This window comes from Bacillus cereus group sp. MYBK79-1 (genome assembly GCF_051915365.1).
Classification (GTDB): Bacteria; Bacillota; Bacilli; order Bacillales; family Bacillaceae_G; genus Bacillus_A.
On the sequence record NZ_JBQAEO010000004.1, the window covers coordinates 303,095 to 325,431 of the forward strand.

The following is a 22,337-nucleotide window of genomic DNA, read 5'->3' on the forward strand; positions in this document are numbered from 1 at the left end:
TTTACACGTACACGCCATTAATATAATTATCCTTTTTTATATGTTCATCCCTTAATTTGATAATTACTGTTTCCACAATATTATCTTTAAAAATTAAAGCGATTGAGGATGAAATTTGATTTGCATTCACGCCTATCATACTTTTGTTTGACCTAAATATATTATTTTCTATTAACATAAACTCACTCGTAAATGTTTCATTCCAAAAATTAATTATACTGTCTGTCGATTCCGAATTAAGATATTCAAATGCATTATTATTAAATTCTATTCTCCCACCAATGTCCCATAAAAAAAATGCCGATCCCCATTTTCCCCCTCTAAAATTACTATTTTTCACTTTTAGCATCGCTATCCTTTGAGAAGACTCAACAGTAAAAAGATTATAAGCATCCCAACTAAATGAACATCCATTAAATTCATATTCTGCTTGAGGAGTTTTTGTAACAAATGATATTGTACCGCTGTTCTCAAATTTACATCCCGTATATACTCCTGGCGGTAAATTCGTAATGATTCCTTGCGGGTGTTTCGTATCTATAAAAGAAATATTATTTAATCTCCATCCATTTTTCATACCAGGTGATACGCCTGTCAAACTTGTACCCTCTACAGCCCCTCCTTTAATAACACAATCTGATATAGTTTGTGGTTCTGCTGAGAAACCAATTATTGAACCTAACTGTGAAAATGAATGAAATAAATCTCGATCACTAAAAAATTCACATTGGTTGACTTGAATACAATATGCTTTATCTCTTCCCATTAACAATGCGCTATTATGAAAAATACAGTTACCAATAAGTGCTTCTTTATCCCCTTGATCTATCGTGACTCGAGTAGCATACATTTGATTATTCGTAAAAGTTACTTCTCCGCTTAAAACACAACTTACTTCCCTTAAGTGATTATTGCTTACAATTACTTTCTCTACATTTTCGCCTACTACTAATGAATTATTAACTAATTTATTTTGAATGATATTAATATACCTACCACCGACTACAACAACGTTATATCCCTGATTATCATATATGTTATTACGTTCAATGTTTATATATTGATTTAATCGATATCCATCTTCAATATCTATTCCTCCCTGAGGCGCTGTACCTTTCATTTTGTAAATTTCACAATCTCTAATATAAATTTGTTTCGCTCCAGATACGCTTATCCCAAGCCTTCTACAATCATGTATTTTACATTTCTCAATAAATACATTTCGAGAAAATTCCGGAATTCTAACAGTGATTTTACAACCGTTTTCCGTAGGTATTTCACTTTGGTGAAGAACTATCTTCGCATAATCTGCTTCTTTTGGAACACTCACTTCTTCAAAAAACTTTACTCTCTTCGCAGCCGTTACAAAAGTATTATCAGCCTTATAAAATAACACATCATATAATTCTGTATATATTTCTGAACCAGTTCCACCATAGCCATCTCCATACAAACCGAAATATCCCCATTTTATAATGCTACTATGATGTAAATCTATTTTTAAATTCGATCTAATTTTATTACCATCTACTATTAGGGAACCATTTATATCACTAATCCCCCCTACTTCAAATGTACCAGCAAAATCATATTCTCCAATTTGTCCCCATGTACTTTCCATTGCTATACCATCGCCAGTACAATTTAAGATTTCCATATTATCTATTGAAATGTAGTTCATATTACTCCCCTCAGCAGGAGTCGTATTTCCTACTTCAATCCCATATCCCCATTCATGAGTATGAGGAATCGTTGTATAATCGTGTGTATCTTTATCCCCTTGAACCCTTCCATTCGTAACCCGAGAAAATTTTTGATTTCTTTGATATCGTACGATTGCATATTTAACTAATCCATTACTTCTTATTTTTAAAGTTGATCCACCTAAATTTAAAGTCATAAAGCTTTGTGGCTCAATTGGTGTATTTTCATCAATTAAATATGTCCCCATAGGTAAAACAACTTCTATAAATCCTTGTTGAGATGCCCATAATAATGCATTATTAATCCCTTTAGAAGTATTATCCGCGTCCGTTCCATCATTTTTAACATTCCATCTCTCTAACTCAAGAAAATATGTGCCCGAAATCACATTAGCAGATTCTGTTTCTCCAATCAGTGATTTTCTAGACTTAGAACTTCCAAATGTCTTGCTTTTAAGTTTACTTACTAACCTCTCAACTGTATTCTCCGTTGATACTTTTACGTTCCCTTTTTTTGTCCCAATAAATAACTCATTAGTATCTATACAAAAACAAAATTCTCCCTCGCTTAACACAGGAAGATTACTTTTCAAAACACATGTCACCTGAAATTTTGCCATGATTTATATATAACCTCCAACTAAGATAGAAGTTGAATTCCGATAGAAAATTCAAACTCACATCAGTAGATTGGGATAAATATTTTATATTCCGCTTACATACGTATCCCTTTAATAGAATACTATGCATTATATAAATACGATGTTAGGGCTATTACTTCATGTTTTCTAATTAAAATCAAGTTTCGTTTCATACTAACATGCTTCAACAACACTATACTTCCTTAATAATTCAAATCGGTATAATATCTATACTTTTTATAGCTAAATAACGTTTTGTTTCTTTTTAATTTGTAAAAACATCATACTAAAGATATTCCTTATATATTGAAATTCTGTGCTTTTATAAAAAATTAAAATGTATATTACATTTGGTACTAATAAGCAAATCACACCTTTTCCGACTAACGAAATAAAGGTACTACCTTCTATGAAATAATTACATATACTTGTAGTAATGAAACCTGTTACAACAGTTAAAAATATATAAAATACATATGTTATAAAATACTTCCAAACCGATTTCTTAAAAAGATTTTTATATACAATATAAGGCTGAATCCAAAGTACAGTAGCAATTGTACTAATCGCCGTTCCTATGAATATACCTACCAATCCAAACATTTTGGCTAATAGAATAGATAAACTTAAATTGATTATCGCTTCAACTAACGGAATATACTTATCTTGTACAAATAATCCCGCTTTATTTTTAAAAATAGCTATCGCGGTTCGCATCCCTGTTAAATAAAAGTTTATGAGTATCACTACAAAAACCATGTTATTTAATAAATACTTCTTATCAAGCCACCACCCTATAAATGGCTCTAACAGATTAAATAAAAATATGGTACAAAAAGAAAAGATCCAAAAATTCACTAAATAAGTCACTTTAAATATTTCATAATTTTTTTCATTATTCTCAGTTGCGATTAGATTTCCTACACTTGCCTCAATACCATTTAATATAGGATTTACTACGGCTGCTAATTGATTTATTATCATTGTATAGTTCGAATATATCCCGACCATAGCAAGACCTACAAAAGATGAAATCAGTATATTATCCGTTCCAAATACAATGTATCCTCCAATATTATGCAAAAACATTGCCTTTACATTTATAATTAATTTTTCTTTCGTATCATTATCTATATAATACTTCTTTTTTGTCTTTATATAAGGATAGTTCTTATTCACAATCCTACCGTTTACGACATTTTGAATTACATATATACTCAACTCTATAATTAAATACAAAATATAATTTTTCGTGTACATTAATATAAATATTTTGAATATTGTAGTTAGCACTTGGAATAAGAGATCTACCCTAGCCAATATGTATCCTCTTTGATCTGCTTGTATTAAAGACCTCTTATGAGCATTTAAGTAGGTAACTACATTTTTCACCACGAATATCGAATAGATTATCGCAACATTCGATATAGACTCCCCATCTTTCATTAAATAACTTAAAAAAGGATATATCATAGCACTTATTACTAGAATAATGATTGCTAAAATCTGATAAATTTTTTTATATAATTGAACTAGAGCTATAATTTTATACTGATTATTTTCTGCCAATGGTTTATACAAATTGTATACTATACTTGCTCCTATACCAGCCTCAATTAACACTAACATGGATAAAACATTAATTAACAAACCATCTATCCCTAAATACTCTATTCCTAAACTATCTAAAAAAACTTTCCTAGATATAAACCCTAGAATAACAATAACCATTTGAGAAAATATACTTATTGATATATTCTTGATTGAATGCATCGTTCGCATGATTAATCCCCTTCATTAACTAGATCATTTCTAAGTAGAAAGAATCCTCATAACAATAAAGTTATATTATCCTGGCAATAATTTCGCCCTCATAATTTAAGTCACTAATTGCATTCACATTAGTTCCAGCATTTACTTCACCAACATACTTATTTTTTATAGGTTGTTTTTCTGTCGCTTTCTTCAAAAACCATTCATACTCTATATCAATATGACCAATATCTAGCGTTTGATATCCAACAGAAGATAAATCATACGCTAATACCGTAGCTGTTGGGCCTAGTGCAATTAATATTAATTTCGATTTTTTTTGCTTCTTTGCTAGCTCTAAAATTTCCCTATACTTCGCAAAAGCATTTTTCGATGGACATATTATTCTATCAATTGTTTTAACATTTTTAAAAAGATCGTTTCCTACCCCTAGTCTACTTTGTGCCCCTTCAATAATGATTATTTCTCTCCCATTCCAAATATCTTTCATTTTATCAAAGCGAATTCCAACCATACTCTTATCTTGATGATCTATATATAACCTTGTAACTAAGGCATCGTAATATTCTTTATTCATACGTATACTCTTATAAATTCTGCTACGATTTAACTCTAAATATTTTTCCCAATACCCTCTTGATTTGTCCGTGCACCAATTTAAATCTTCAAAAACATTCGGAATACAAACTAAATGGCCCATCTTATTACTCTTAATAACTTCATCCAGTCTATCCTTTAATTCTTTTGAATACGGCTGAAAAATTAAATTTTCTCCATTTATAAGAGCAAATTCCCCATCACCAAATCTACTTACTGAACAATTATTATCTATAATATAGTCAAGTGTTTCATCAACACTTTTCACTATTGGCGGCTTCCTATTCATAGTAATCACCCTATTATATTGAATAGTCACTTCATTCCTCGTCCCAATATATAAATAATATAATTTCAACAAAGACTTCTTCATATCTATCCCCTTTTTGCAAAATTATTAATTAAAAATTTATACAATAATGGATGTAGCTTGGTCGCCAATAATAAAAACTTTACACTTTTCCCATACTCTTTTAAACGCATTGTTTTATAAAAATAACGATTCAATATACCAATAACCTTATAATATTTACTCTTATGCTCATTAAGTCTTCCACTCAGTGATATTAAATTTAAAACTACCATCGAACAATTTCCTAGTTTTAATATAACTAGGTTATATAACTCCTTATAATATCGCTCCATAAATTTACACATTTCATCATAAATTAAGACTGAATCAATTTTAATCTCTTTTATAGCCTGATCCATCATACTATTATCACGCTTTATATAATGATATTTAGGTTCTCCTATGAAACATACTTTGTTACACTTATGAATAACTTTATACGTAAATGCTGTATCTTCATATGACATACCTATCGGAAATTTAATATCCTCTAATAACTGTCTTTTGAAAAGTTTAGTCCAAACAACTTCATCATACAAATTCCCTTCTAGCATCGCTTTCATCGCGCTATATCTATCATGAATTACAAACGGATGGCTGCTTGAAATTACCGTTTTATCATTGTAATGAATTTCACTACTACAAATAGCTATATCACAATCCTGTTCTACGCACATGCCATACAACAATTCATACATATCCGCTTCTATCCAATCGTCACTATCAACAAATCCTATATAATCTCCCTGCGCTATGTCTAATCCAGCATTTCTTGCAGAAGATAATCCACCATTTTCCTTATGGATTACTTTAATTCGGCTATCTTGATTCACATATCTATCACAAATCTCACCACAACTATCAGGAGATCCATCATTAACAAGTATCAGCTCAAACTCTTTGAACGTTTGTTTTAATATAGAATCAATACATTTATGTATATACTGCTCAACTTTATAAATGGGAACAATAATACTAATTTTAGGATTCATAATTGCACCCTTTCCTTTGCAATTAACTTAGAAAACTATTTACCTTTTCTAATTTGTTAAATGCCTCTTTTAACAAATTAGTCGTTACCTCTTCGCGCACTCTTTGTTGATCCAAAAGATATTTAATCTTGTTATATAGACTTTCCTCATTACATTCAGCAACAAAACCATTATATCCATCTTTTATTTGCTCATTTGCGCCTGTAAAATTAGTCGTAACAATAGGCTTTTTTAAGCATTTTGCCTCAGCTAACGTAAGACAATACCCTTCATGCCTAGAGGTTTGAACATATATATCTGATTGATTTACATATGGATACGGATTAATTGCCGATCCTAATAATAGAAAATCCTGTTTCAAATTATACTTGCATATTAATGTCTCATAATACTCTCTATTCTCGCCTTCCCCAATACAGTACCATCGTACTTCGTATCCCTCTTTACGTAGCATTGATAAAACTTTAATTGCAAGGTCTTGACCTTTTTCTTTTGAAAGTCTACCTACTGTTACTATCTTTATACCTTTATATCCATTGTCAAATTCTACTTTTTCTTTTGCCATTTCATTTATTAAATCTGGAAGTACAATATTTAAAAAGACACTTGTCTTACTTTCTACTTGAGGAAACTTCTCTATTAAATGTTTTTGTGCTTCTTGAGAAACTACATATATATTATCCATTTGATCATATAATTTCTCATATAATTTTGTATTAATTTGATGTTGAAAAACATCAAAATGTATCCAAGAAATTTTCTTTTCTGAAGTTACTCTATTAACTATATAATAATCAATTATGTCAGTAGGCCCTTGATATGCTATTGCAATATCATATTTATTCTTGTTATACGGAATGTCTTTAAAAATCTCTTTATAGAAAACATATCTATCCTTTAATTTTTTTGATACTACATAAGTGAGTAAAAAGTTTAACCCCTTAATATATCTTGTATTTTCAAAGTACTCTTTAATCGTTTTCTTTGGTGGTTGCATAATTTTAGGTTTTATATTTTCAAACCAAGCAACTTCTTCTATCTTTACCCAACTTGGTAATTGTTTTAAAAATCCCCCTCGCTTCTCCAGCATCAATACTGTGACATCATACTTTTCTTTTGGTATTACAGATAACAAAGAAAGAAGTGATTTTTCTACACCACCTATATTCATACTACTTACCATAAATAGCACTCTCTTCATAACTATCTCCTTCTACCACCTAAAAGTTTTATAACAAAATAAAAAAACATCCTCTCAAAGATGCTTTCACAAAAAACATAATTTATAATAGCGAACTGTCCATATTTCTGTAATACGATAATAATACCTTCTCAAACAAGTTACACATTAGAATTTGCTATTTTATATAATTTTTTCAACTCTTCTCTCGTATCTACCACTTCCTTTTCTATATTTTTTCTCAACCTTCCTTCCAGCGATTTATCACTTACTATTTGTACAATAGAATCATACATTTGCTGCTCATCAAATTGAACGATTAATCCATTGTGGTTATGGATTATCTGCTCACTTGCTCCTGTAAAGTCTGTACTAATAATTGGGTTATTAAAACATCTAGCTTCTGCAAGTGTTATGCAGTATCCCTCATGTCGAGACGGTTGTACATATATATCACATTGTTTCATAAATGGATAGGGATTCGAAACTGCTCCTAAAAATATATAATCACCTTGAACATCGTAATTTTTCACAAGTTTTTCATACATTCCTCTTTCCTTTCCATCTCCTATACAATACCATTTAACATTGTAGCCAGCTTCTTTAAGCTTAGCTAACACAGATATTGTTAAATCCTGTCCCTTCTCTATACTCAATCTACCAACAGTAAGGATTCTTACTCCCTCAAAATCATCCGCAAACCCAATTCCTTCATTTGCCATCTTACATATCATTTCAGGTGAAATAATATTTAAAAAAGTTTCTGTCTTATTTATCAATTCTGGGACAGTTTGAGTAAGTTTCATCTTTCCTAAATCTGAAACTACAAAAACATGTTGAAACTTTTTATATACTTTGTTAACAAAATGTTTATTAAAATATATCTTTTCAATATCGAAATGGATCCATTGAACCTTTTGTCTAGCCTCTATTTTATTTGCCACAAAGTAACTAATAAAATCCATTGGCCCAGTATAAGCTATAGCAATATCATAATTTCTATAAACGTCTTCATAATTTTGTAAACAATATTTTAAAATAACACTCCGTTCTTTCATAATCTTAGAGATTACATACAACACTGCCAGTTGCAGCGCTTTTACAATTTTTCGTTGTTTTATAAGATCCGCTATAACTAATTGTGATGGTTTATTTAATATATATTGCATTTCCTCGTAATCCTTTACATACTCAATACGAACCCCCTTTGGAATAAAATTTAAAAAATCTCCTTTTTTCTCTAACATTAAAATTGTCACTTCATATTTGTCTTTTGGGATTTCTGTTACCATATTTAATAAAGCCTTCTCCGTACCACCTATATTCATATTTATAACCATAAAAAGTATTTTCTTTTTCATAGTTCCCCCAATTCTTTCTCTTTATAAAATACTTCAATTGAAAGAAGCATATATCTTCTCAATTTCCTCTTCTGTTCCAACCCTTTCTTTCTTTAAATTTTCACATAACCGTTTTTTTAGCAAACCGTTTTCTATAATTTCTTTCACTCCTTCATATATTGCTTCCGAATCCATCTTCACTATTAAACCATTCTCTCTATGTTTGATTTGATTATGAACTGTAACGAAATCGGTTACCACTATAGGCTTTTGAAATATTCTAGCCTCTGCTATCGCCAAGCCATATCCTTCATATCTAGAAGGTTGTACATATATATCACTTTGTTTTATAAAGGGATAGGGATTCTTGTAAGTACCTAATAATATAAAAGTATCGTGTAAATTATATTTACTTATCCTATCCTCGATTTCACTTTGAAGATTTCCTTCTCCAATCACATACCACTTAAATCTATACCCTTTTTGCTTTAATTTATAACAAGCTTCTATGGCCAATTCATACCCTTTTTCATACACTAACCTACCAACCGTTAATATTCGTAATCCCTCAAACTGATCAATAAATCCTTTACTCTCATTTGCCATCGATTTAATTAACGTCGGCGATATAATATCATAGACAACTTGAATTTTGGACTCTATTTTAGGAATTTCTTGAATCAATACTTCCTTACAAACGTCGGACACAGCTACTATTTCATTAAATTCCTCATAATAGTTCAAATCAAAATCTTTATTATATGCAGCTAACCTATAATCCGTATTCACCCAAGCGATTTTTTTGCACGCGTAAACCTTATTTGCCACAAAATATGTTGGCATTCCTTGACTATAAGCTATGGCAACATCATATTCCATCTTTAAACTAACCATCCCTTTAGATACCCATCTCCAAACTACTTGAGCTGCATGTAACTTTTTATTTATGTATGGATTTCTAAGAGATACAGAAGCCCCAACTCTAAGAAATAACTCTTTAAAGTATTTATGTTTAATTAAATAATTAAATTTCTCAGCCTGCCTTTTAATAATTGTCGGTACTTCTAAAACGTTTACCTGTTTTGGAAGTAATGGTAAATACAATCCACTAGCAGAAAACATTAACAAATCGACTTCATATTTTGTATAATCAAATAAAGAAAGTAAAGAAACCAAACTTTTTTCAGCTCCTCCACTTTGTAGCGAATCTATAACGAATAAAATTTTTTTCTTCATAACTATCACTACCCTAAAGTGTTTTTATTGAGCTCAAAATATTAAAAATCATTTACTAAATTTCCCTTTACGAAAGTAATGCATATAATTTATTAATTTCATTACGATTTCCATACTCACCTTTAAGAGTATTTTCTACCAGTGCTTCCCTTAACTCTTTATCTTTAATAAGTCTCTTAATCCCATTAACTAACCCGTTTATCCCCATCTCAGTTATTAATCCATCAATTCCATCCTGCACCTGACTTTTAGCAGTTGAAAAATTAGTAATAAGTACTGGCTTCCCGATGATTTGCGCTTCACGAACTGTTACAGCTTTCCCCTCATATCTTGATGGCTGCACATATATATCACATGCTTTTATATATGGATAGGGATTTGTCTTTTTACCCAATAAAAAAAATTGTTTTTCCAGATTAAGTTCAACTAATAACTTTCTAAGTTCCACTTCTTGTGCTCCATACCCAACTACATACCATTCAATATCATATCCCTCATCTAACAACTTTCTTAAGGCATGCATAGCAACGTCTATTCCTTTTGCATATGATAACCGCCCTACAGTAACAAGCTTTATTTTTCCTGATTTCATCTGTAGTTCTTTCATAACATCTCCCCTGTGTGCTTGCTCACGTACAAATTCAGGAGATAATATATTTTCTATAATTTCAACATTTTTATTTACATTTGGTAAAACACTAAGAAATGAATCTCGACATCCTTCTGAAACTGCTACGATGTTATCCATTTTGCTCCACATTTTATACTCCATGTTTGCATTAAGATTTATATTTGAATAATCTGTATGAATCCAACCAATCTTTCGTTTCGCTCGAACTTTATCTCCAACAAAATAATGGGGCCATAAAAAACTAATTGCTACATCATACTCCTCTTCCAGCTTCGGTATAAATGGTAAAGTTATTCTCCATCCATACTGAATAACGAAATATCCCACCTCTGCACTTTTCACATATCTCCCATGCACATCTCCCAAAATTTTCCCTAAAGTCCTTGCCATTCCAATTGTAATTTGCCCTTCTTGCAATATTTGTTTAATTGATTTTCTAAAAGTAGTATATTGTTTTACTTCCTTTAACAAATTAGGCAGTTTAGGTAATAAAAAAAGAAACTCTCCCTCATGTTTAAATAACATTAAATCTACATCATATTTGCTATAGTCGATTGTATTCAATAAACCAATTAAACTTCTTTCTACTCCTCCAATTGCCATATCAAATGATGTAATGAGAATTTTTTTCTTTTTCATTTCTTACTCCCTCATCCGATTTATTTTACTAGTTTTATTCTTATGAAAGTAATTACATTTAACTATGACTCCCTATACTCTAATCCATATAATAATAACCACTCTGGAATATTACTCTTTATATCAAAACCAAGATTCGAGATTGTATTAGCTATAATTTCTGTATTTAATTTTTCTTTTTCCAAAACCTTTTGAATTTCTTCAGACCATATTTTAAGATTTTCATCTAAGCTAACAAATGATATTATCCCTAATCCCATATCAACATTTTTAGTTATTGTATTTGCCACTACACACGGAACACCTGCACACTGTGCTTCTAATGCAACAATTCCAAACCCTTCAAAAAGTGACGGAAAAAGAAAAACATCAAACATCCTTATAATTCTTGGGATGTCTTTTCTTACTCCTAAAAATCTAACTTTTTCATAGATACCTAGTCTTTCGGATTCTAGCTCAATAGATTTCTTTAAGGGGCCATCTCCTACTAAAACAAGCATAAAATTAGGATCATATTTTAATACCTCATTGAAAACTTTCAATATAAATATATGATTTTTAGATTCAGAAAAACGCCCAATATGACCAATAACTTTCTGTTCAACTGGTATATTGAATTCATTCCTTACTGTATTATCACCCTGTATATTTACATTAACAAATTGATTAATATCTATTGCATTTTTCATTATCTTTACCTTTGAATTATCAATGTTTTTTTGAAATAAAAAACGTGCAGATTCTACACTGCACGCACAATAATTTGTTCCCGCATAAGTAATAACTGTTCGTAAAAAACTCAATAAAACTTTCCCTTTTATCCCCGATCCCATCGGCCAATTATTACTATGTGAATGACAAATCCTTATTTTTATACCAGCTATTTTAGCAGCAATAGCCACAATCCCCCCCTGATAATCAGTATGTGCATGGGCCGCCACATATTGATTATCATACATTACCTTAACAAGCTCTTTAATGTATGAGAGAGGGCCTAGCTGTCCTAAGCTAGATATTCGGTGTATTTTCCCACCTAACGCAATGATTTCCTTATCATAATCACTTTCTTCACTTTTATGAGAAACAAAATCAAATTGCACCATTTCTCTATCTATATTCCTATATACATTCATTAATAAGGCCTCAGCGCCACCTCGGTCCATCGCACTAACGATATGTAGCACTCTTTTTGGTCGTTCTTGTTTAAACATTGAAAATTACTCCCATCTAAGAACGATTTTCAAATATATATTTTATCCCCAGAAACTACTCTTATAAACTATTCCTAAAGTAATAATATGTTCATATACAAAGTAAACAAAATAACATAATATTACTGCATAGTAAATTAACTTTTGATCCTTTTCTATAAATAACTTTATAACCCACGATATCAATATCAAGTGATATAATCCAAAATATATGGAGAATCTTGCAAAAATCCAATTTTGAGTTGAAATAATCATAAATACTAGACCTAACAATGCCATATTTACGATATAATCACTTTCCGGAAAGATCTCTCTTAATTTATGTCTTCCAACATAAGCGAGAATGAGCGGTATTGCATCCACAGCAACCCGAAGAATATTAGCTCCTCCTTCTTGAAAATCCTTATAGTGACCATATTGTGTATCCCCTATAGTTGCAAAGAAAATTTCTGCAAACTGATTAAACCCTATTACTATAAGTACCGCAATAAAGAGTAGCATAAATGTTATTGTCGACCATGCTTTTCTTCGGACTACAAAATAAATAGGAATTAATACAAGGGCGCTTTGATGAAAAGTAGAAGCAAATAGTACGATCAAAAAATATCTCTTCCAATTCCCATCTAAAATATATTTTGTAGCAGTAAAAATAATCGCTGCAGTTAAATACTGTCTTACTCCATTCATTGACACTAAATACATGCCGGATGCGATATACACATATAAACTTAGTTCAATCATTCTTGAATATTTATATAGAACTGCTACTATTAATATATTTGTTATTAGAGCTGTTATCAAAATCAAAACTTGCGGATCATTCGTATATGCCTTTAAAATCATTTGCAAAATACTAAATCCAACATCCTTACTACTTTGAATATAATCCCAATTAAAATCAGTAACTGTAAAAGCATGCATATAAAAATACGTGTCACCAATATTATTTCTAAAACCAGATACTAGTACAAGAGATGTCGTGGCCATTAAAATCAATAGTCGATTCGGTTTTAACATCACCATTTCTGAAGTTACTGGCATAGCAAAATACCGTGCAAAAAACGCTAGTATGAACACTATAAAGAAATTCATCCAAAGTATAGTCATTATTCTTCCCTCTTATCAATCCTAAGTAAATCCCTATATATTTACTTTTATTCTTGTTTTCAATGTAATGTAACTATATAGAATAACCCCAAATGGCACTGCGCAAAGGGTAAGCACTTTGCATGGTGACTCTTTTATAAATTTTTTATTTTTCGCTATAAAGCTACTTGAGACATAATGTACAGCTTGTCTATATTTAAATAGCCTATTTGCAAATGGTAGCTTCATCAGTTCCTTACGATAAAAAGCAAAACCTTTTGGATTTTTACGATACTGACTTAACATATTCATCGAAGAACCATCAGGCATATATTCAACATAACAAAGTGCTTCGTTCATGAGTAACATCTCATATTTCTGATCCAGCATATAGTATTTATATGCCAAACCTACATACTTTTCATTTTTAAAAACCGGATAAGGATACTTCCTAGTTAGTTCTGTACGATATACCAATTTCTTATCTCCAGTTACACCGTGTTTATTGTAAAGATTAAACAGTGTGGAACGGTTAAGATTTAATGGTAGCTTTGAACCAATTACTGTCCCATCTTTATATAAATCAAGAGCAATGATTCCACTTACTTGGTCACTTCCATTTTCATCCCAAAACGAAATGATTTTCTCTACGGCATCGCTAGGCATTGAGTCATCTGAATCAATGCACACATTAAGTTCAGTATCAATCATCTCGTAAGCTGTGTTATGAGCACCATGCATCCCTTGATTTACTTGCCAATAATACCTTATACTTATGCAATCTTCAGAAATCCACGAATGCACTAACTCCTTTGTATAATCATCAGACCCATCATCTATAATTAACCATATAAAATCTTTACACGTTTGCCGCTTCAAACTTTCATAACACCCCTGAAGACAATATGCTCGATTATATGTAGGGGTAAAAATCGTTAGCTTTTTCAATATGCTCACCTCGATACTTCTACATAAAATTTTTGGGTAACCCCAGTAATATTTTTTATATCGTATCCTTTTTCAGCTAATACATATTGCGCCACACTTCGCGATACTTGCTTGTCCGCAATAATTTGTAATGGACCTAACCAATTTCTTTTATCTAACAAAGAACACTGTTCAACTAAATTCAACCCCAAATCCACATCTTGTGTAATAGTGTCCGATATAATACATGGCAAACCCGCCCCTTGTGCTTCAATAAGAGTAACTGGCAAACCTTCATAAATAGATGGAAATACAAATGCATCAAATGCTTGTAATAAACGATTAATATCACTACGTATTCCTAAAAATTTTACTTTATCTGTTAGATTCAGTTTCTCTACTTTTTTCTCCATTTCTAATCGAAGCGGTCCATCCCCAACTAATAGAAGAATAGAGTTCGGCCTATATTCTATTAATTGAGCAAAAATATCAATTAAAAAAGTATGATTTTTTGGATATGCAAATCTTCCCACATGTCCAATCACAAAAACATCCCCGTTAAGTTTGAGTTCTTTTCTTACCTGCTCTCTAATGTCTGGATTAAATGTAAATTCATCACATTCAATTCCATTTTTTAATATTTTTGTTGTACTTTCTCTATTGGCAAACAACCATTGCGCTGCAGCTACTGAACATGCTAAAAAATGTGTAGCACACGACATAATAAATGCTCCTGCATACCTTTTATATATATTTGCTATAGCGCCACCCTCACTGCTTGTACTATGACTATGCGCAATCCTAACTGGCACTCTTGCTTTTTTAGCTGAACGAAGTACAAAACCGCTCATTTTATCCATATGTGAATGAACGATTTTATACTGCGGATGAGTGCTAAAGAAAGTATCTAGTGCCTTTATGTAACCTCTATGACCAACATCTGTAACGTATGGAATTCTATGAACTTTCCCGCCTAACTTTACTATCTCTTCATTAAATACCCCCTCTTTACAAGTTAAAAAATCAAATTGTACTTTTGAGCGGTCTATATTACGATACAAATTCATAATTAAAGTTTCGGCTCCGCCTCTATTCATATTTACGACTACATGTAATACTCTTAATGGAGTGCCCAATTTAAATCCTCCATTTCATCCATATATGTTGTATAAATTTCTTGTTTCTCTTTCAACACTTCATTAACTGAATATTCACTCATAATAATAGTACGTCCATACTGCCCAAGCTGTGCTTGTAATTTAGTATTTTTAGCAATAGACTGTATTCTTTCAGCCATCGCCTTTATGTCATCTTGATCTATAGTCCAACCATTTTTATTATTAATAATTAACTCCCTATGCCCTCTGTTACTTGTAGCGATAACCGGAAGCCCACAGGCCATAGCTTCCATAATATTAACTGGTAATCCTTCCCTATAACTCGATGCAACAGCTAGATCACACATCGGTAGCAAATGGGCTATATCATTTCTATAACCAAGAAAATGCACCATACTACTCACACCTAGTTGAGTCGCTATTTTTTTGCACTCCTGCATTAAAGGTCCCTCGCCAGCCAATAGTAGCTTCGCATGTGGGATTTCATTTTTCAACTTTTCCAATAATCGAATTAAGTAGCTTTGATTTTTGTTCTTGTTAAATTCAGCTGCATAAAACATTAAAAAATCTTTAGACTTATAACCATTTTTATGTCTTAGGTTCTCCTTTTCTCTTTCAGTAACAGGAATATATCGTTCTATATCTACCCCTACACCATGAACGAGTTTAATATCTTTAGCTTGAAAACGATGTTTAACTGCTAAATTGTAATCTTCTTCATTAATTGTTATAAGACAATCTGTAGTAGTAGCTAAACTCTTTTCAATTGGATAGTATAAAAGCCAATTTATAAACGGCGATCCTTTACAAAAGTGAAATCCATGCGCCGTATATATTACCTTTGTCCCTTCCCTTCGTACTTTCCGGGCAGCTATTCGAGCAATTACGCCTCCCATCGGCGTATGACAATGAATGATTTTATATTTATTTTGATGAATAATTGATTTTAGTTTTTTATATGCATGAAGGTTTTGTATGCTAAGAGGTGATCTTTGAATAGGAATATTATATTTTTGAGTTACGTACGGAAGATCTATATTCCCATTCGCTGCAACATGTACTTCCCAACCTTGGTCTGCAAACCATTTCAAATACGGTAAATGAAAAGCTTTAAAATGATAATCCACAGTTGCACAAAACAGAACTTTTTTAGACACCATCCCACGCACACCCGTCTTATTATAAATTTTTCCCTTTAACCTGATACTGGTATTAATAGTTTTAAAGTTTTACGCTGATTCACTAAATGTAACAATTTCTTTCTTAATTCTAATTCATTTAGTACTGAATATTCCGAAATAAGTTTTTCTATCTCTTCTATACGAACATTCATTTCTTGCCCTACATAAATTCTCGGGTGGACTTGTTTCTCATTCATTTCATCTTCTTTTAGTAATTCTTCAAATAGTTTTTCTCCTGGGCGTATACCCGTAAATTCTATTCCTATTTCATCCACGGAGTTTCCTGATAATCGAATGAGGTTTTTAGCAAGATCCACTATTTTTACTGGTTCTCCCATATCGAGCACAAAAATTTCTCCACCTTTTGCTAACGCACCAGCTTGCACTACAAGTCTTGATGCCTCTGGAATAGTCATAAAATAACGAACCATATCTGGGTGAGTAACTGTAACTGGTCCCCCTTTTTGAATCTGCTTCTTAAATAACGGGATAACACTACCTCTACTTCCTAAGACATTCCCAAATCGTACAGTAACAAACTTTGTATGACTTATTTTATCTTTATGTTGTATTACCATCTCAGCTAATTTCTTTGTCGCTCCCATAACACTCGTTGGATTCACTGCTTTATCCGACGAAATCATAACAAACGTTCCTACTCCATGTGTTCTTGCCGCCTCTGCTATATTCATAGTCCCAATCAAATTATTTTTAACTGCCTCTTCAGGATTATTTTCCATCAATGGTACATGTTTATGTGCAGCAGCATGATACACAACATGAGGAAGATGTTTATTCATGATTACATGCATCTTCTTTTCATCTTGAATATCTGCGATTTCTGGAATGAAAACACCTTTCCTATCATTATGTTTTTCATTTAATTCCATTTCTATTGAATATATACTGTTTTCTCCATGCCCTAATAAAATTAATTTTTCCGGCTTAAATTTCGCAACTTGTCTACAAATTTCTGAGCCTATCGATCCACCTGCACCAGTAACTAAAATAACTTTATCAGTTATATAATCTGAAATGATATCCACATCTAGCTCTACAGGATCACGCCCTAATAAATCTTCTACTTGAACATCCCTGAATTCATTCACTGAAACTTTACCTGTTACTAAGTCTTCTAACATTGGAAGAATTTGCGTTTTCACATTTGTTTTTAAACAATCTTTTAAAATAATATTTCTATCTTTTTTGTTTAACGAAGGAATCGCTAAAATTATCATTTCAATATTCAGTTTTTTAATAACGTAATCAATTTGGTCCATACCACCAATTACGGGAATCCCCCAAATATCAAGATTATGTTTTTTGACATTATCATCAATAAACGCGACTGGCATTAATTCCGTAGCACTATTCTTCAACAACTGTCTCGCAACCATTGTCCCAGCGGATCCAGCACCAACAATTAACGTTCTTTTCTTATCGCCTTTTTTTACATAATAAATATCTCTGTACATTCTCCAAATAAAGCGAGAACCACCTATTAATAAAATATGAATCATCCAAGTAACAACTAACAATCGAAAATACATTTTCCCCATGATTAGTTGCTGCACAGCCGCTGTAGTAAATATAGAAAATGTAACAACCTTGCATATAATTAGCATTTCTCCTATACTTGCATATTCCAAAGCCTTTTTATACAACTTATAAATAAAAGCAAACAAATGATGGCTAACTAATAAAGTGATCGAGCTAATAACTGATGATAAAGTGATAACACTGATGCTAGCATTTACAAAAAAATAACTAAAAAAAATAGCAGTTAATACTATCAGTGAATCCATTAAAAGCAATAACGATATCCTCCGGCGATACGTCATATAACTTCCTCCTTTAATCAATTCCTTACTTAACTCTTTCAAACTTAAAGTTTCTAACTATATTCTCTTTATTAAAAACACATAGTTAGAACCTTTAATAAAACATGGGCATCTAACCCTCCCTCACATTACACTTTTGACGACTGGCATCTAAGGTTGTTTTCACAACCCACAGCATAATCGAGTGCCTCCATTGATAACGGTCAGGAGACATCACCACATCACAATTCCATTGTTTTTTCTTTATAACGAACAATTCCACATACAAAAGTTTAATTTAAAAATAACCTTTATACTTTCCCATTCAAAATCGCACCCAATATTCTACTTTTCGTAAAACTTAGTGCTCTTTTTGTTTCAAGTGCATCTTCGTTCACAGTGCGATTATACCGGATCACCAAAAGTACGCCTTCACACTTATCAGCTAATACGCTCGTATCTGTTACTTCTAATACAGGGGAAGAGTCAAATAATATGATGTCATACCGTTCCATCGCCTTTTGAATCAACGTATCCATTGCCTCTGAACTAAGTACTTCTGACGGATTGAATGGCACTGGACCGCTAGTTAATACGTCCAGACTTTCCATCTCTGTTTTTTTTACAGCACCCAACAAATTTGTTTTTCCGTTCAATATATCAGTTAAACCAATTGTATTTTCTACTCCTAACATTTCATGAATCGTTGGTGTTCGTAAATTCGCATCTATTACCAATACTTTTTCACCTTTTTGCGCTATTGAGACTGCTAAATTTACTGTAATCGTTGATTTCCCTTCACCGTACCTCGGAGAAGTAATCACTATCGTTCTGATTTTATGAATAGACGAAGATAATTGAATGTTTGTTCGAACCGAACGATACTGCTCCGAAATTTTCGATCTTGGAGCGGTATACGCAATTATACTTTTTCCTTTAACTTCATTTGTTTTTCGTCTATTTTTGTATGCCACTCCGTTCCCTCCCCCAATGACACTGTATTTTTCCCACTAAATTTATCTCTCATATTCTTTTTATTCATTTTAGAAATCCCCCCCAAAACAGGGATATCTAACAATTGTTCAATTCGTCGTTCTGATTTGATTCTGTCATCCAGTGAATCCAATAAAAAAATAAAACCGATACTGAGCACCATACCTAACGTGAATGCAATTAGTATCGTCTTAAAGTGATTTATATTTATAGGCATAGAATATTTTTGAACTGGATCCTCTGGTAATATGCTCACATTATTAAAATTCAGTATATTCGCTACTTCCTGCTTATAAACAGCAGCTGTAGTATTTGCAATTTTATGTGCAAGTACAGGATCCATATCCACTACATTTATCCTCATAATCTGAGAGCCTTGTACACTTTCCGTACTTATTTGTCCACTTAATGCACCTGCTGATCTGTTTATATTCAATTCAGCAGCTACTTTTTCTAATATTACAGGCTCATTTACCATTGCTTTCAATGTATTCATCGTTTCAGCATTAGCTTGAACAATTATCCTTGCGGAAGAAGCATACAAAGGTGTTTTCATATACATACTATACATGGCTCCTCCTACCGTTGTGAGAGTCGTAAACAATAGTAGTATCCACACCCGTTTCCATATTACAGTGAATAGATTTTTTAAATTTATTTCCTTATTCATTACTTCTCCCCCTCATTCTAATACCAATGAGATTTCAGTTGAATATTCCATAAAAAACAAAAACAAGGTTATTATTTTTATTTTTCGAATATACAAAATTCCCTAATTACTGTCATTTTAGTTCTTTATATAGAACGAGTCAATACAATTTATTTTTGTTTAATCACTTCTTAATTTCAGCTCAAAAATTACGACAATATTCTTCATAATTCACTGTAGATAAATGACGAACCTCCCCTATTACTGCAGTATCAAGGGGTTTTTCTTTGTATTTAAACGTATTTCAACAAGGCTTTTTACTCCGTTTAAATAGGTCGTATTTATTAAATAACTCACTTTTTCAAATGATATTTATTTCGCATAAGTATTAGCAAGTACATTTTTGGATTTGTTTGTCTCTTTATATTCCTCCTATAAAAATACCCGATAAATAAAAAACCCTCAACACGTTGTGTGTCAAGGGTTCAAGCCTCTTAGTATAGAGACATATATTGATCGCGTTCCCATTGGTGAACTTGCGTGCGGAAGATGTCCCACTCAATCTCTTTCGCTTCGATGAAATGCTCAAGTAAATGGTCACCTAGTGCACCACATACTACTTCATTCGATTGCAATGTAATTAATGCTTGCGCTAATGTTGCTGGTAAGTCAACGATGCCTGCTTCTTCGCGCTCTTCTTTTGTCATTACATAGATGTTACGGTCTACTGCAGCTGGTGGAGTTAATTTGTTTTTAATTCCATCAAGACCTGCTGCTAATAATGTAGCCATTACTAAATATGGGTTTGCAGCTGGGTCAACACTACGTACTTCTACGCGTGTACTAATACCACGAGATGCAGGGATACGTACTAATGGGCTACGGTTTTGTGCAGACCATGCTACGTAACAAGGTGCTTCGTATCCAGGTACTAAACGCTTGTAAGAGTTTACAGTTGGATTTGCTACCGCTGTAAATGCTGGTGCATGTTTTAAAATACCTGCGATGAAGTGACGAGCATCATCACTTAATTGTAAATCACCGTTTTGATCGAAGAATACGTTCTCACCATTTTTGAATAGTGATAAGTTACAGTGCATACCTGAACCGTTCACACCGTATAATGGTTTTGGCATAAATGTTGCGTGTAAACCGTGTTTACGAGCAATTGTTTTTACAACAAGTTTGAATGTTTGAATGTCATCACATGAGCGAATTGCATTTGCATATTTAAAGTCAATTTCGTGTTGCCCTGGAGCAACCTCATGGTGAGACGCTTCAATTTCAAAGCCCATTTCTTCAAGTTCAAGAACGATATCACGACGACAGTTTTCCCCTAGATCCATCGGCGCAAGGTCGAAGTATCCACCGTTATCGTTTAATTCTAATGTTGGATTTCCTTTTTCATCTACTTTAAATAGGAAGAATTCTGGCTCTGGTCCAAGATTGAAATCTGAGAATCCTAATGCTTCCATTTCTTTTAATACACGCTTCAAGTTGTTACGTGGATCGCCATCAAATGGAGTGCCATCTGCATTGTAAATATCACAGATTAATCGAGCTACTTTGCCTTTTTCAGCTGTCCAAGGGAAAATTACCCAAGTATCTAAATCCGGAAATAAGTACATATCAGATTCTTCAATACGTACGAAACCTTCAATAGAAGATCCATCAAACATCATTTTGTTATCAAGAGCTTTTGTTAATTGGCTCACTGGAATTTCTACGTTTTTAATTACTCCTAAAAGGTCCGTAAATTGTAAGCGGATATACTTTACATTCTCTTCTTTCGCCAAACGGAAAATATCTTCTCTTGTGTACCTAGCCATTATAAATTCCTCCTTAGTCCCTCTAAACACCTTCAGAATCAGTTATCTTTAGTGAAAAAACCTTGAAATGTCACCTTGTCGCAATGAAGTTCGATTAAATCTACCTGTATGTTGTAGTTCATCTCGAAGTATTTTGCGAAGCTCAGTTTTTGAAATTTCTTTCGTTTCTTCTTTTACTTTCACTGTTTCTGTTTGATTTACTTTCATTAGTAACACTTGTTTAATACCAGCCATATTCAAGCCTTGATCTAATAAATCTTTAATCTCTAACAACTTATCTACATCGTTAAATGAAAATAATCTACGATTCCCCTTTGTACGGGTTGGAGAAACAAGATTATGCTCTTCATAGTAGCGAATTTGACGTGCAGATAATTGTGTTAAATCCATAACAATACCAATAGGAAACAGCGGGGCAGAACGTCTATCTTCTTTCATT

The 22,337-nt window shown here is 32.2% G+C and carries 18 protein-coding genes; all 18 read right to left on the bottom strand.

Annotated features, from left to right (window positions below; genetic code table 11):
• Position 1: 1 nt before the first annotated feature.
• Positions 2 to 2,323: a right-handed parallel beta-helix repeat-containing protein gene (locus ACTFOB_RS10270; RefSeq protein ID WP_440025473.1), complete on the bottom strand. Its 2,322-nt coding sequence runs from the start codon at positions 2,321 to 2,323 to the stop codon at positions 2 to 4.
• 264 nt (positions 2,324 to 2,587) lie between these two features.
• Complete coding sequence (locus tag ACTFOB_RS10275) at positions 2,588 to 4,126, bottom strand: lipopolysaccharide biosynthesis protein (RefSeq protein WP_440025472.1); 1,539 nt, start codon at positions 4,124 to 4,126, stop codon at positions 2,588 to 2,590.
• Between the two features lie 61 nt (positions 4,127 to 4,187).
• A complete protein-coding gene (locus ACTFOB_RS10280; RefSeq protein ID WP_440025470.1) occupies positions 4,188 to 4,982 on the bottom strand; it encodes an SP_1767 family glycosyltransferase in 795 nt (264 codons plus the stop codon).
• Between the two features lie 107 nt (positions 4,983 to 5,089).
• Positions 5,090 to 6,058 (bottom strand): glycosyltransferase, encoded by a 969-nt coding sequence (locus ACTFOB_RS10285; protein ID WP_440025469.1) that lies wholly within the window; start codon positions 6,056 to 6,058, stop codon positions 5,090 to 5,092.
• Between the two features lie 22 nt (positions 6,059 to 6,080).
• Entirely contained in the window at positions 6,081 to 7,259 is a 1,179-nt protein-coding gene (locus ACTFOB_RS10290) for a glycosyltransferase (RefSeq protein ID WP_440025467.1), read from the bottom strand.
• 140 nt (positions 7,260 to 7,399) lie between these two features.
• Positions 7,400 to 8,599, bottom strand: a complete 1,200-nt coding sequence (locus tag ACTFOB_RS10295) for a glycosyltransferase (RefSeq protein WP_440025466.1) — start codon at positions 8,597 to 8,599, stop codon at positions 7,400 to 7,402.
• A 33-nt stretch (positions 8,600 to 8,632) separates the two neighbouring features.
• Positions 8,633 to 9,814: a glycosyltransferase gene (locus ACTFOB_RS10300; RefSeq protein WP_440025464.1), complete on the bottom strand. Its 1,182-nt coding sequence runs from the start codon at positions 9,812 to 9,814 to the stop codon at positions 8,633 to 8,635.
• A 67-nt stretch (positions 9,815 to 9,881) separates the two neighbouring features.
• Positions 9,882 to 11,084: a glycosyltransferase gene (locus ACTFOB_RS10305; protein ID WP_440025462.1), complete on the bottom strand. Its 1,203-nt coding sequence runs from the start codon at positions 11,082 to 11,084 to the stop codon at positions 9,882 to 9,884.
• Positions 11,085 to 11,146: 62 nt separating this feature from the next.
• A complete protein-coding gene (locus ACTFOB_RS10310; protein WP_440025460.1) occupies positions 11,147 to 12,295 on the bottom strand; it encodes a glycosyltransferase family 1 protein in 1,149 nt (382 codons plus the stop codon).
• A 42-nt stretch (positions 12,296 to 12,337) separates the two neighbouring features.
• On the bottom strand, positions 12,338 to 13,402 hold the full coding sequence (locus ACTFOB_RS10315) for an EpsG family protein (RefSeq protein WP_440025458.1): 1,065 nt from the start codon (positions 13,400 to 13,402) through the stop codon (positions 12,338 to 12,340).
• A gap of 33 nt (positions 13,403 to 13,435) precedes the next feature.
• Positions 13,436 to 14,329, bottom strand: a complete 894-nt coding sequence (locus ACTFOB_RS10320) for a glycosyltransferase family 2 protein (protein ID WP_151634018.1) — start codon at positions 14,327 to 14,329, stop codon at positions 13,436 to 13,438.
• A 5-nt stretch (positions 14,330 to 14,334) separates the two neighbouring features.
• Positions 14,335 to 15,444, bottom strand: a complete 1,110-nt coding sequence (locus ACTFOB_RS10325) for a glycosyltransferase family 1 protein (RefSeq protein WP_440025455.1) — start codon at positions 15,442 to 15,444, stop codon at positions 14,335 to 14,337.
• Positions 15,429 to 16,586: a glycosyltransferase family 4 protein gene (locus ACTFOB_RS10330; RefSeq protein WP_440025453.1), complete on the bottom strand. Its 1,158-nt coding sequence runs from the start codon at positions 16,584 to 16,586 to the stop codon at positions 15,429 to 15,431. The genes ACTFOB_RS10325 and ACTFOB_RS10330 overlap by 16 nt, the downstream gene beginning before the upstream one ends.
• Before the next feature lie 35 nt (positions 16,587 to 16,621).
• Positions 16,622 to 18,448: a polysaccharide biosynthesis protein gene (locus tag ACTFOB_RS10335; RefSeq protein WP_440025451.1), complete on the bottom strand. Its 1,827-nt coding sequence runs from the start codon at positions 18,446 to 18,448 to the stop codon at positions 16,622 to 16,624.
• 290 nt (positions 18,449 to 18,738) lie between these two features.
• Positions 18,739 to 19,401 (bottom strand): CpsD/CapB family tyrosine-protein kinase, encoded by a 663-nt coding sequence (locus ACTFOB_RS10340; protein ID WP_151634010.1) that lies wholly within the window; start codon positions 19,399 to 19,401, stop codon positions 18,739 to 18,741.
• Positions 19,350 to 20,090 carry a YveK family protein gene (locus ACTFOB_RS10345; RefSeq protein ID WP_440025448.1) on the bottom strand — a complete coding sequence of 247 codons (741 nt, stop codon included), beginning with the start codon at positions 20,088 to 20,090 and terminating at the stop codon, positions 19,350 to 19,352. Before ACTFOB_RS10345 ends, ACTFOB_RS10340 begins: the two co-directional genes overlap by 52 nt.
• A 473-nt stretch (positions 20,091 to 20,563) precedes the next feature.
• Positions 20,564 to 21,898 (bottom strand): type I glutamate--ammonia ligase, encoded by a 1,335-nt coding sequence (gene glnA, locus ACTFOB_RS10350; protein WP_000135336.1) that lies wholly within the window; start codon positions 21,896 to 21,898, stop codon positions 20,564 to 20,566.
• A gap of 48 nt (positions 21,899 to 21,946) precedes the next feature.
• Positions 21,947 to 22,336 (bottom strand): transcriptional repressor GlnR, encoded by a 390-nt coding sequence (gene glnR / locus ACTFOB_RS10355; RefSeq protein ID WP_000656785.1) that lies wholly within the window; start codon positions 22,334 to 22,336, stop codon positions 21,947 to 21,949.
• Between the last annotated feature and the right edge of the window lies 1 nt (position 22,337).